This window comes from Burkholderia sp. Se-20378 (assembly GCF_017104665.1).
GTDB lineage: Bacteria > Pseudomonadota > Gammaproteobacteria > Burkholderiales > Burkholderiaceae > Burkholderia > Burkholderia lata.
In genome coordinates this window covers 25,032-36,859 of record NZ_JAAGPG010000006.1, presented here as the reverse complement: position 1 = coordinate 36,859, position 11,828 = coordinate 25,032, and the positions used below count along the sequence as shown (strand labels likewise).

Here is an 11,828-nt window from a genome sequence, read left to right as displayed (position 1 = left end):
GGACTGGTGAAGGTCTTTGAGGGATGTAGCTGGCCCGCCCTACACGATTCGAACGTGTGACCTACGGTTTGGTGCTCAAGCACGCTTCAAATGGACAGGAGCGCGAGCTCAATCAAATCAATGATTTGCGGTGGTATTTGCCTGACTATCGATTGCGCCTTCGTATCGTTTTTCGTCAGGTTCTGAAGCGTTATAAAAATTTTGGTCAATCACCAGCGCCGCGGCTTATCTTAAAATAAGTACGCAAAGAACATTTCAGCGCAGGAGACCAAGTGCTACCACTCGTAGATAAAACTGCCATCGAGTCTGCGATGGCAAAATTTGACTCACATCTCCGGCCCCAACCTGAATGGTTAGGCTGGGAAGACAAGGCCAGTCAAAAATTTGCCATCGAGGCACTTGGAAAACTCTATCCACCGAAACAGATAGTTTCGATGGCGACCGGCGTCCCGGTCGCAAAATTTACCGGCGGCCATCAGACAAACTCTTATCTCAAATCGCTCAGCTTTCATGTCATCCGGCTCCGGGGCACCGAGCCGCAAGTTGGCGAGATTCCGACTTTTCTTGTCGGCCAGAAATATCGTCGAAGCGAAGATGTCACCGGTAAATACGGCGGTAGCGGACAAAGTGGCATCGCGCCGTCAAGCCTGTCTAAGGCAGTGTTTCTATTTACCGGCGACTCCGGCGAACAGTACGGCTACGCGGATCGTTTCGACGAATCGAACTGTTTCCTCTATACCGGTGAAGGTCAGATCGGCGATATGGTCATGACGCGGGGTAACCTCGCGATTACGAGGCACGCGCATGACGGGCGCGCGCTCCATGTTTTCGAAACCACCGGAAAAGGAAAGCCCTGTATCTACCGCGGCGAGTTCGCCTATAGCTCACACTTCATTGAACGTGGACCGGACAAGAACGGTGATGATCGAAACGTCATTATCTTTCGCCTCTTCCCCGTATCAAACACTCTTCTCACCGAACTCGGCGAGGACGCGGCGATCGAGAACGGTGTGCCTGCGATCGACTCGCCAGCATCAGCTAAGGATCTTCGCGCGTTGCGTACTGTCGCAATTGAGGCATGTCAGATTCAACAAGCGATCGCCGATCCCAAAGAAGCCATACGGATAACTTATCAACGCAGTGTCAAAGTTAAGCGGTACGTTCTTGAAAGAGCCGAAGGTAAGTGCGAACTATGCGCAGAACCTGCGCCATTCAACCGAAAGAGCGACGGAACGCCGTACCTTGAGCCACACCACATCAATCGGCTTTCCGATGGTGGCCTAGATCATCCTCTGTATGTTGGAGCGATCTGCCCAACCTGCCACCGTAGAATTCATTGCGGTGAAGATGGGCAAAGTTGGAACGAAAAACTCAGGAATATCGTCGTCGAACGCGAAGAAAAGATCCAGGGCAAGCACGCCCGGGAATAGATTAGCCCGCCGGGTTTAGCGTGCCCGATAGCCGTTCGCACCACGCCATCGGGACGGGTACGCTAGAGCAGTCAAATTTTGGTCAATCTCAGAACGTTGCACAGAACACATGCCGCCACCGGAAGCGACGTAGTGGCTTGATTTCACGGGGAAGACTTGGCCCGCCCTACACGATTCGAACGTGTGACCTACGGCTTAGAAGGCCGTTGCTCTATCCAACTGAGCTAAGGGCGGTCGGGGAGAAAAGACACGGCTGGCGCGGACCGCATTTGACACAAGGCATCGAGCAACGACAAAACCACCCAACTCGAAACCCCGAAACAAAACGGGCCCGGCATGAAGCCGAGCCCGAAATTATACCCGATCATCGCGCCACATCACGCGAGCCGGCCAACCCAGCGTCAAACCGGCTGCGGATGCAGCATGAACCAGCCGAGGCAGAACACGCCGGCGATCACGCAATACACGCCGAACGAAGCCAGCCGGCCACGCCCTTCGAAGTAGCGCATCAGGAACCGCACGCTCAGGTACGCGGCGATCGCCGTCAGCACGCCGCCGAGCAGCGCATCGGCGAGCTGGTCGCGCGCATGGAACAGCTTCGGCAGCTCGAGCACACCCGCCGCGAAGATGATCGGCGTACCGAGCAGGAACGAGAATTCCGCGGCCTTCTCCGCCGTCAGCCCTGCTGCATTGCCGGCGATCATCGTCAGACCGCTGCGCGAGAAACCCGGAATCAGCGCGCCGATCTGCGCGAGACCCACGAAGAACGCCTGCTTGAACGTCATTTTCTCGGGCGCCTGATGTGCGCGGCTACGCTGGATCCGATCGCCGAGCCACAGCAGCACGCCGTTCACGATCAGCGCGATCGCGACGATCCGCAGGTCGTGGAACACGCGTTCGATGCGCTTCTCGAGGAGCAGCCCGACGATGCCGGTCGGGATCGTCCCGATGATGAGCGCCCACATCAGGTGCCCGTCGTCGTTCTTGCGGCCGCCAAGCTGCGCGAAGAAGCCGCCGATCAGCGCGACCCAGCGTGCGCGGAAGTACCACAGCAGCGCCAGCGCGGTGCCGAGGTGCAGCGCGACGAGGAACGGCAGCAGTTGCGGTGCGTGCTTGTCGATGTGCATGCCGAACAGCGCCGGCACGAGCAGCGTATGGCCAAGGCTGCTGACGGGGAAGAGTTCGGTGACGCCCTGCAGGACGCTCAGGAATACCAGAAACCAGAGACTCACGCGTCGGTCCTTTTAGTGAAGATTGAGCGGGAAGAAAAGCGGACGACGCGATGCGCGTCCGAAAAAAACGCGCCCCGATTATGCCGAGCCACGATTACTGCGCCAAGGCATTTGGCTGGATATTGCGGCAATGCACACAAACGCTTGCAATTTGTAAGCAGTCAGAAAGCAAAAAGCCCGCCATTTGCATGGCGGGCCTTTCGACTTCGGCAGGAATTGCCGTCAGCGGCCGAGCTGATAGAAAAATAATACCGTGCTGCCTGTGAACATGCCGAACAGTGCGATACCCATTGCCATTGCCAGATCCATGGCCCCCTCCACGAAGTGTCATGACCCGGCAACCTCACCGGTTTAGAGGCATTATCCCGACCGTTGACAGTCTTAAAAACTCGCGATTTCCCGAGAAGGGTTTTCCCCGAGCCGCCACGGCCCGATAATGGAGCGCGCCGTTCCCGTCCAACCGCCCAACCCGATTCGCCATGCCGACCTTCCAGCAACACGAGATTCACGAACTTCACGCCGGCCCGTCGCTCGTCCGGGTCGCTCCTCAATTCGGCGGCCGCCTGCTGTCATGGGATGTCGACGGCGAACCGGTGATCTTCTGGCCGGAAACAGCCGACTGGAGCAACCTCGCGCGCGTGCGCGGCGGCAACCCGCTGCTGTTCCCGTTCCTCGGCCGTCACCGCGTCGACGGCGAACTCGGCCGCTGGCGCGATGCCGCCGGCGTGGTGCGCGACCTGCCGATGCACGGCTTCGCGCGCGACCTGCCGTTTGCCGCGCAACCGTCGGCCGATGGCGCCGCGCTGACGATGACGCTCGACGCGACCGACGCGCTGCGCGCGAGCTACCCGTTCGATTTCCGGTTCGAAACGACCTACCGGCTGGCCGACTCGCACACGCTCGAAGTCGCGCTGACGACGACCAATCGCGGTGACGCGTCGCTGCCCTACTACGCCGGCCACCACTTCTATTTCGCGCTGCCGCACGGCGAGCGCGCCGAAACCACGCTCGAACTGCCGCCGACGGATCGTTGCGCGCAGCAGGCGGACGGTTCGATCAGTACGCCCGAACCGGGCGAAGCCCGTTATCGCCTCGACAACCCGGACATCCTCGATCGCTTCCACTGCCTCGACGGCGTGCCGGCAACGCCGGTGCGCATCGTGATGCCGGGCCGCCGCCGCACGATCGAGATCGCGCTCGACGTGCCGGGCTCGATCCCGTGGTACGCGGTCACGACCTGGACCGAAAAGCCGGATTCGGACTTCTATTGCGTCGAACCGTGGCTCGGCCTGCCGGATGCGATCCACAACGGCCTCGGGCTGCGCATGCTCGCGCCGGGCGCGACGGAAACCGCCACCCTGCGGATTCGCGTCCTCCCGCTCGCCGGCTGATTTCGTAGGCTAAGACACCGTCAATCCGCGCGCCGAACCGGCGCGCCGCAGCCCCGGCAACGACCCAAACTGCGGTGCGCGGGTCGAACCCGTTAAAATCGGACGTTTTGTGTTGCCTGCCGCGTCACGAGCGGCAGGGTTTTGCGAGGTTCAATGTTCGGAACAACAACGAAGCGACTCTTCGCAGCCGCCTGTGCCGCCCTGCTCGTCGCGTGCGGCTCCGCGCCTGTCGGCCCCGGGTTCTATCGCGTCGAGCGCGGTGATACGCTCTACAAGATCGCGCGCGACAACCGCACGTCGGTGTCGAACGTCGTGCGCTGGAACCAGATGACGAACCCCGATGCGATCGAAGTCGGCCAGGTGCTGCGCGTCGCGCCGCCGCCCGGCACGACCACCGCATCGACGCCGTCGACCACCGGCACCGGCAGTGCCGGTCGGGCCCGCCCCGCGCCTTCCGCACCGGTCGAATCGGCCGTCAAGCCGGCCACGAGCATCGCGCTGATCTGGCCGGCAGCCGGCAACGTGGTCCGCACGTTCGACGGCTCGAAATCGAAGGGCATCGACATCGCGAACTCGCCGGGCACGCCGGTGGTCGCGGCTGCGCCGGGTGTGGTGGTCTACGCGGGTAACGGGCTGCGCGGCTACGGCAACCTGATCATCCTCAAGCACAACGCCGACTACCTGACCGCCTACGCGCACAACCGCGCGCTGCTGGTGAAGGAAGGCCAGTCGGTCACGCAGGGGCAGTCGATCGCCGAGATGGGCAACAGCGACAGCGATCGCGTCGCGCTGCATTTCGAGCTGCGCTACGGCGGCCGATCGATCGACCCGTCACGCTACCTGCCGGCACGTTGAGCGCCCGATGGACGACACGCGATGCCGGCGCGCATCGCGTGCCGTCGCGGCGAAACTCGGGAAAGGTGATGTCAGCGCTTGCGCAGACGTCCGGTGAACCGGCCGGACAACGGATCGACGTGACGGGCAAACGCTACCAGTACGCCAATTCCGATCAGGCTGAACCCCGCAGCTATCAGAAGCAAATCCATGGTCACACACTGATTTTTTCGTGATCTTATGCGTCATTGTGGAATCGTGCACTGAGCCGAGGCCATTGGACGAGTACGAAGATTCCCTACCCTCAGACGCCATTGTGGATTCGTCTGCGTGAAATCCTGATGTAATCCGCTCGCGCGACACCCCGTTCGCCCCAGGAGACACCTCGATGCTGCCCGCCGCCGACCGCTACGACGACCTGCTCTCCCGCTTCGCGTGGGGCGTTCCGGCGCGCTACAACATTGGCGTGGACGTCTGCGACAAATGGGCCGACGGCAGCGGACGCCTCGCGCTGATCCACGAAACGGCGCAAGGCGACGTTTTTCGCATCACGTTCGACGACTTGAAGAATGCCTCTAACCGGCTCGCGAACAGCTTTGTGCGCGCAGGCCTGAGGCGCGGCGACCGTATCGGCATCTTTCTCGCGCAGGGTCCCGAAACGGCCATCGCACACCTCGCCGCGTACAAGCTCGGCGCGATCGCGGTGCCGCTCTTCACGTTGTTCGGCGTCGATGCGCTCGAATACCGGCTCGCGAACAGCGAGGCGGCTGCACTCGTCACCGACGCGGCCGGCTACGCGAAAATCGCGCCGCTGCGCGCCCAGCTGCCGGCATTGCATACCGTCTACTGCATCGGCGACGATGCGCCCGATCAGCCGGGCGTGCTGCGCTACGACGCGGCGCTCGCCGCCGAGACGCCCGATTTCGTGCCGGCCGATACGGCCGCCGACGATCCGGCGGTCATCATCTATACGTCCGGCACGACGGGCAAACCAAAAGGCGCGCTGCACGCGCATCGCGTACTGCTGGGCCACCTGCCGGGCGTCGAGATGTCGCAGCAGTACTTCCCGCGCGACGCGCGCCTGTTCTGGACGCCCGCCGACTGGGCATGGATCGGCGGCCTCCTCGACGTGCTGTTGCCGTCATGGCATCACGGCGTGCCCGTGCTTGCGCGCCGCTTCGAGAAATTCGACGGCGATGCGGCATTCGCGCTGATGGCACGGCACGGCGTCACCCATGCGTTCCTGCCGCCCACCGCGCTGAAGCTGATGCGCACCGTCGCGGCACCGCGCGAACGCTACGCGCTGTCGCTGAAATCCGTCGCGAGCGGCGGGGAATCGCTCGGCACTGAGCTGACGGCCTGGGGGCGCGACGCGCTCGGTGTGACGATCAACGAGTTCTACGGGCAAACCGAGTGCAACATGGTGCTGTCGTCGTGCGCGGCGCTGTTCGATGCGCAGCCTGGCGCAATCGGCAAGGCGGTGCCCGGCCATGCGGTCGCGATCGTCGACGCGGACGGCATGCCGCTGCCGCCCGGCGTCGAAGGGCGCATCGCGGTGCGCCGCCCCGATCCGGTGATGTTCCTCGAATACTGGCGCAACGCCGACGCGACGCGCGACAAGTTCGCCGGCGACTACCTGCTCACCGGCGACACGGGCACGATCGAGGACTGCCTGCTCACGCATCCGGCGGTGCGGATGGCAGCCGTCGTCGGCGTGCCCGATGCAACGCGCACCGAGATCGTCAAGGCGTTCGTGGTGCTGAATCCCGGCCACACCGGCGACGATGCGCTCGTGCAGGCGCTGCAGGCACACGTGCGCACACGCCTCGCCGCGCACGAGTATCCGCGTGCGATCGCGTTCGTCGACAGCCTGCCGATGACCGCGACTGGCAAGATCGTGCGCCGCGCGCTGCGCGACGCGTAGGCCGGCCGCCACCCGCGCCGCCCGCCGGTCCGGATGGTTTATAGTGGCGCCACTACGCAGTCTTTCCAAGAAAACGATGTCCTCTGATCACCACTCCGACGCGGGCGCGTCGCACAGCCCGCTCTACGCCAAACTCCTCGGCGAAACCGCCAAGATCGACTGGTGCGATCTCGAACGCTTCTTCGCGCAGGGCAAGCTGCTGTCCGTTGCACGCGACCTCGATCTTGTCAGCGTCGCGGAAGCCGTTGCCGACGACGATGCCGAGCAGGTCACGCGCTGGCTGTCGGCAGGCCTCGTCGCACGCATGCCGGCCGAAACCGCCGCCGATTACGCAGCGCGCAACCCGGAGCTGTGGGCGGTCGTCGTATCGCCGTGGGTCTGCGTGCAGGAACGCGCCTGACGCGTCCGCCATGTCCGAATCCGCGTTACCGCACGGGGCCGGCTCGGCCCCCGTCACGCATCGGCGCGTCCTCGCGCTCGCGTTCCCGATCGTCCTCGCGAACCTGACCCAGCCGATCCTCGGTGCGGTCGACACGGCCGTCGCCGGCCACCTCGACGGCGCGCAGTACCTTGGCGGCGTCGCGCTCGGCGGGCTGTTCTTCAATTTCGTGTTCTGGGGGTTCGGTTTCCTGCGGATGGGGACGACCGGCCTCGTCGCACAGGCGCATGGCGCCGGCGACGCCGCCGGGATCCGCCTGAACCTGCTGCGCGCGTTGATCGTCGCGTTCGCACTCGGCGCCGCGGTGCTGGCGCTGCAGGTGCCGCTGCTGTCCGTTGCGCTGTCCGCGCTCGGCGGCAGCGATGCCGTCCGCACGACGGCGCTTGCCTACAGTCATGCGCGCATCTGGAGCGCACCGTTCGCGCTCGCGAACTACGTCGTGCTCGGCTACCTGCTCGGCATGCAGCGCGTGCGGCTCGCGCTCGTCGCGCAAGTGTTCATCAATGCGGTGAACATCGGCGCCGTGCTGCTCTACGTGTATGGCTTCGGCTGGGGTATTGCCGGCATCGGCGCCGCGACGGCCACCGCAGACGCATGCGGTTTCGCGCTCGGCGCATGGATGCTGTGGCGACTGCGGCCGCGCGGCCTTGCGCCGATCGCGGTACGTGCGCTCGCCGATCGCGTCGCGCTCAAGCGGCTGATCGTGCTCAATCGCGACATCTTCCTGCGCACGCTGTGCCTGCTCGGCGCATTCGGCTGGTTCGCGCACCTTGGTGCGAAACAGGGCGATGCGACGCTCGCGGCAAACGCGCTGCTGCTGAATTTCCAGACGTTCATGGCGTACGGCCTCGACGGCTTCGCGCATGCGGCCGAGGCGCTCGTCGGCGCGGCCGCCGGTGCGCGCGACCGCAGCGCGTTCCGGCAGGCCGTGCGCGTCACGCTGTTCTGGTCGGCGCTCGGCGCGCTGCTGTTCGCGCTCGTGTACTGGGCCGCCGGCGGCTGGATCGTCGCGCGCCTGACCGACCAGGCCGAGATCCGCGAAGTGGCGCTGCGCTACCTGCCGTGGGCCGCGATCTCGCCGATCGTGTCGGTCTGGGGCTTCCTGCTCGACGGCGTGTTCATCGGCGCCACGCAGACGCAATCGCTGATGCGTGCGATGGTCGCGTCGCTCTCGATCTTCGTCGTGGCCACGCTCGCCGCCGTCGGCACGTTCGGCAATCACGGCCTCTGGTTCGCGCTGCTGCTGTTCATGGCCGCACGCGGTGCGACGCTGGCACGCTACCTGCCGGCGCTGTTGCGGCACATCGGCACCGACGCGCCCGCGGCCCGCGCCTGACGGCGGGTCGACCCGGCCGTTATTGCGTGGGTTTCGGCGGCGGCGCGTCGAGCATCGACGGCGGCGTCATGTCGGTCGGCACGCCGTGATAGTCGGCCGGATCTTCCGGCGGATGGCCGCGACGGGCCTGATGCGGATCGCTGGTACAGGCGGCGAGGAAAGATGCGGCCAGCACGGCCAGCATGAAACGGGTCATCGGGTATGGCTCCGGAAATCGGCGCGCCCATCGCACGCCGGGACCGCGCCGAGTCTAGCGGAAATCCTGCTTCGGAGTCGCGCTGCGCATGTCCTACTATGTACGCATGGCGCTGTGCCGTGGAAAGGAGGCTGCCATGTCGTCTGAAGAAATTGCCGGCCTGATCGGCCTGTTCGTCGGTCTGATGGTGCTCGTCGCCCTGTCGTTCTTCGAGTCGCGCGAATACAAGCGCAGCCATGAAGGCGAAGGGATGATCCATCACTGGATGGCCGAACACCACCTGCTCGACTGGCGGCGCAAGCACTAGGCGCGCCGCTGCCGTCCGGCCCTTCCCGGGGCCGCTCCCGAACGTGCCGTCCCGCGGCACGCTGGTGATCACGTATCGCCGAAATTAACAGGGTCCGACTCACACACATCGACCAGATGGACGAACGCCGCCGCGCGGCTCGTGCCACGCGGCGGCGTTCGCTTGCGCGCACCCGGACGGGTGCACCGCGATTCAGACGGCTCAGCCCAGGAAGTGGCGGGCGTAGCGCGCGTTGATGTCGGACAGGCGGAACAGCGTCAGGAAATCCGCGCAGTTGAAGTCGGGATCCCAGGCCGGCGCACCGCAGATCTTCGCGCCGAGACGCAGGTAACCCTTGATCAGCGGCGGCGGCGCCACGACGGTGCCCGTCTGCAGTTCGTCGACCGGCAGGGCCGTGTGCGGGAACGCGCGATATTCGGGCGCCGTCAGCGAGCCTGCCGACAGCGACTGGTACAGGTTCGCCGCATAGTGGCCGCCGTCGGCCATCGACACGCTCGCGCAGCCGAGCATCGTCTCGTAGCCGTTCTGCATCATGTACGCGCCAAGGCCGCCCCACAGCGCCATGATGACGGCGCCGCTGCGGTAGTCGCTGTGCACGCACGAGCGACCGACCTCGACCATCTTGCCGCGCAGGTGCGTGAGGCGTGACAGGTCGAATTCGCCTTCGGCATACAGGCGGCCGACACGCGCCGCCTGGTGCGGCGGCAGCACGCGATACGTGCCGACGACCTTCAGGGTGTCGAGATCGCGAACCAGCAGGTGGTCGCAGTACGCATCGAACGGATCGACGTCGAGACCGGAGGGGCCGCTGACCTGCGCGCCCATCTCTTCGGCGAACACGCTGTAACGCAGGCGCTGGGCTTCGCGCAATTCGTCTTCCGTACGCGCCCACGCGGCGCGCAGGCGATACTCCGATGTGACGGTTTCAGCAGCGCGCGGCAGGTGGCGCCGCGACGTGTCGAGGGGCAGCGAGGCAAAAGGGAGCGTAGGCGTCGGCAGTTCTCGCATTAGGCTTTCCTGGTCGTAAGGAATAGGACGACATGCCCGCCAATGTAGTAATCGGCCGTGACCGTTATGTGGCACGACCGTGTCCTTTCAATGACGTGTCGCCGAATTGACTTTAGCAGAAAGCTTGCGAAACCGTATGATGAATCCCTTCAAAGCCCTTCAGGCGGGCCTCACAGCAGATCGGGCGTCAATACCGCGCGCAGCACGGCCTGACGGCTGCCGTCACGCGTGCGGCTCGCGAGCCACACGATTCCGCCCTTCTTGACGCTCCAGCTGTCGTCGCCGCCGGCGATCAGTTGCGCGGCAACGCTGCCGAGCGTCGGCTGGTGCCCGACGATCACGACCGTCGGCGCGATGCCTTCCGGCCAGCCGGCCGCCGCCAGCACGTCGTCGACGCTGCCGCCCGGTGCGAGCGCATCGACTGTCCGGTACTGGTCGGTCAGCGCCTCGACGGTCTGCACGGTGCGGGCCGCCGGGCTCGCGAGGATCACCGCGTTCGTCTCGAGCCGCCCGCGCAGCCATTTGGCCATCGCCTGCGCGTCCTTGCGGCCCCGGACGGTCAACTGGCGGGCGAGATCGCTCGACGCGTAGTCTTCGGCTTCGGCGTGGCGCCACAGGATCAGGTTCATCATGATGTTCTCCTTGCTTCGGCGAGCGGCCCCGCGCCCATGCGTCCGGGCCCGCCGATTACCGGGCGAATTGTCGCAAATCGGGACGGCTCGCCGCCGCGGCATTTACCCGCATATAGGGATTGACCGGATCGAACGTTCAACGATACAATCTTTGGCTCGTCGGAGCGTAGCGCAGCCTGGTAGCGCATCTGATTTGGGATCAGAGGGTCGTAGGTTCGAATCCTATCGCTCCGACCAAAGGAATCAAGGGGTTACGGTTAAACACCGTAGCCCCTTTTCCGTTTCTGGGCCCTTTTGAGCGTCAGCCGGGATTCCCGGTTCGCAGCGCCTCAGTTCATTGTAGGGATCAATTTGGGCGTCGACGCGACAACGATCGACGCACCACGGCGGCCATTGTTCGATGGTCAGCGCAGCGCAAATGGCCGACGGCCTTTCGCTTTCAATGCAGGAAAACCGGCTGGAAATGATCGAGCGCCCGCCTCGCCGGCTCATCGGGTCGCCGACGGCATACGAGCCAACGCGCCATCCGCAGCCCGCATACGGCACTTGCCGGAACACGCGATAATGCGCGTGGACAACCCGCCACCGCGCATGAAAAACAACATTCTCAAGACCGCACTCTGCGCATCGCTGCTCGCGTTCGCGACTGCCGGCACCGCGTCGGCCAAAGCACTCGACGACGCGCTCGACTGCCACTCGACCGGCCACAAGTTCGTCGCACCGCTGCTCGCCGCCGGCGACATCCAGTCGGAGCCGATGCACGTCGAATCGAACTCGGTCAACGCCTTCCGCACGAGCCGCTCGCTGACGGCGTACGGCTTCGGCGTGTATGTCGTACTCGGATACCAGGCGAACGACCCGATCTTCCGCGCGGGCGACGGCACGCCGATCGGCGACTGGGCCTATGGCGTCGTGGTGCGCGGGACGAAAAGCGCGGTGGAGGAAGCCGTGCGCAAGGCCGGCAGCGACGCGACCGTCAAGCAGGCGTTTCCATTCCTGACCGCGATCGTCTGCTCGTCGGACTGAGCGGCCATCACGACGATCATGCGGCCATCCTGAGGGAGTGCCAAGCCTTCCGCTGCCCGGCCCCTCCCAGCCC

At 64.8% G+C, this 11,828-nt stretch carries 13 protein-coding genes and 2 tRNA genes; 10 read left to right on the top strand and 5 right to left on the bottom strand.

What is annotated here, in order from left to right; genetic code table 11:
- Nucleotides 1–272: 272 nt before the first annotated feature.
- Nucleotides 273–1,430 (top strand): HNH endonuclease, encoded by a 1,158-nt coding sequence (locus G3N93_RS01925; RefSeq protein WP_241026366.1) that lies wholly within the window; start codon nt 273–275, stop codon nt 1,428–1,430.
- 157 nt (nt 1,431–1,587) lie between these two features.
- Here the strand turns inward: G3N93_RS01925 and G3N93_RS01920 are convergent.
- Nucleotides 1,588–1,664, bottom strand: a tRNA-Arg gene (locus tag G3N93_RS01920).
- Between the two features lie 167 nt (nt 1,665–1,831).
- Nucleotides 1,832–2,662: an undecaprenyl-diphosphate phosphatase gene (locus tag G3N93_RS01915; RefSeq protein WP_011351628.1), complete on the bottom strand. Its 831-nt coding sequence runs from the start codon at nt 2,660–2,662 to the stop codon at nt 1,832–1,834.
- 479 nt (nt 2,663–3,141) lie between these two features.
- On the opposite strand from G3N93_RS01915, the gene G3N93_RS01910 reads away from it, so the two are divergent.
- From G3N93_RS01910 to G3N93_RS01885, 6 genes are all read left to right on the top strand, one after another.
- Nucleotides 3,142–4,053 (top strand): aldose epimerase, encoded by a 912-nt coding sequence (locus G3N93_RS01910; RefSeq protein ID WP_206132193.1) that lies wholly within the window; start codon nt 3,142–3,144, stop codon nt 4,051–4,053.
- Between the two features lie 153 nt (nt 4,054–4,206).
- Complete coding sequence (locus G3N93_RS01905; RefSeq protein ID WP_174934807.1) at nt 4,207–4,908, top strand: peptidoglycan DD-metalloendopeptidase family protein; 702 nt, start codon at nt 4,207–4,209, stop codon at nt 4,906–4,908.
- A gap of 68 nt (nt 4,909–4,976) precedes the next feature.
- A complete protein-coding gene (locus tag G3N93_RS01900) occupies nt 4,977–5,123 on the top strand; it encodes a hypothetical protein (protein ID WP_174933824.1) in 147 nt (48 codons plus the stop codon).
- Between the two features lie 152 nt (nt 5,124–5,275).
- Nucleotides 5,276–6,811, top strand: a complete 1,536-nt coding sequence (locus G3N93_RS01895; RefSeq protein ID WP_206132192.1) for an acyl-CoA synthetase — start codon at nt 5,276–5,278, stop codon at nt 6,809–6,811.
- A gap of 76 nt (nt 6,812–6,887) precedes the next feature.
- Nucleotides 6,888–7,211, top strand: a complete 324-nt coding sequence (locus G3N93_RS01890) for a DUF2288 domain-containing protein (RefSeq protein ID WP_069247660.1) — start codon at nt 6,888–6,890, stop codon at nt 7,209–7,211.
- A gap of 10 nt (nt 7,212–7,221) precedes the next feature.
- Entirely contained in the window at nt 7,222–8,586 is a 1,365-nt protein-coding gene (locus tag G3N93_RS01885; RefSeq protein ID WP_206132191.1) for an MATE family efflux transporter, read from the top strand.
- Nucleotides 8,587–8,605: 19 nt separating this feature from the next.
- Here G3N93_RS01885 and G3N93_RS01880 read toward each other — a convergent pair whose 3' ends face one another.
- Complete coding sequence (locus tag G3N93_RS01880; RefSeq protein ID WP_174941319.1) at nt 8,606–8,782, bottom strand: hypothetical protein; 177 nt, start codon at nt 8,780–8,782, stop codon at nt 8,606–8,608.
- A 136-nt stretch (nt 8,783–8,918) separates the two neighbouring features.
- Here G3N93_RS01880 and G3N93_RS01875 point away from each other — a divergent pair, with 136 nt between their 5' ends.
- Entirely contained in the window at nt 8,919–9,089 is a 171-nt protein-coding gene (locus tag G3N93_RS01875) for a hypothetical protein (protein WP_011351621.1), read from the top strand.
- Nucleotides 9,090–9,290: 201 nt separating this feature from the next.
- Here G3N93_RS01875 and G3N93_RS01870 read toward each other — a convergent pair whose 3' ends face one another.
- Nucleotides 9,291–10,097, bottom strand: coding sequence for a GNAT family N-acetyltransferase (locus tag G3N93_RS01870; protein WP_011351620.1), 807 nt, complete (start codon nt 10,095–10,097; stop codon nt 9,291–9,293).
- Nucleotides 10,098–10,267: 170 nt separating this feature from the next.
- On the bottom strand, nt 10,268–10,729 hold the full coding sequence (gene sixA / locus G3N93_RS01865; RefSeq protein ID WP_174934815.1) for a phosphohistidine phosphatase SixA: 462 nt from the start codon (nt 10,727–10,729) through the stop codon (nt 10,268–10,270).
- A 160-nt stretch (nt 10,730–10,889) separates the two neighbouring features.
- Between sixA and G3N93_RS01860 the strand changes: the two genes are divergently transcribed.
- Nucleotides 10,890–10,966: transfer RNA gene (locus G3N93_RS01860), tRNA-Pro, on the top strand.
- A 354-nt stretch (nt 10,967–11,320) separates the two neighbouring features.
- The gene (locus tag G3N93_RS01855) at nt 11,321–11,755 is read left to right on the top strand and encodes a hypothetical protein (RefSeq protein ID WP_174934827.1); all 435 of its coding nucleotides are present in this window, start codon (nt 11,321–11,323) and stop codon (nt 11,753–11,755) included.
- Nucleotides 11,756–11,828 lie beyond the last annotated feature (73 nt).